Origin of the sequence: Bradyrhizobium sp. CCBAU 45394 (assembly GCF_028128655.1) — a bacterium.
GTDB classification, from domain to species: Bacteria; Pseudomonadota; Alphaproteobacteria; order Rhizobiales; family Xanthobacteraceae; genus Bradyrhizobium; species Bradyrhizobium diazoefficiens.
Map to the genome: position 1 here is coordinate 1 of NZ_LBIX01000020.1, position 245 is coordinate 245.

At 55.5% G+C, this 245-nt stretch carries 1 protein-coding gene; it reads left to right on the plus strand.

Going from position 1 to position 245, the window contains the following annotated elements:
- On the plus strand, positions 1-245 hold a 245-nt coding region (locus WN73_RS11470), incomplete at both ends, for an integrase core domain-containing protein (RefSeq protein ID WP_271552805.1).

Genomic DNA, 245 nt, shown 5'->3' on the forward strand with positions numbered 1-245 from the left:
TCCAGTTCACTTTCCCGCCGCGCTACGCGGACGGCCCGACGGCAAGATATACGACACATATGTTCGATATCCGCTGCCAAGAGAATGGCATCGAACATCGGCTGACCAAGATCAAGCATCCCTGGACCAATGGCCAGGTCGAGCGCATGAACCGCACGATCAAGGAAGCGACCGTCCAACGCTACCATTACGATCGACACGATCAGCTCGAAGCACACCTTGCCGACTTCATTAACGCCTACAAC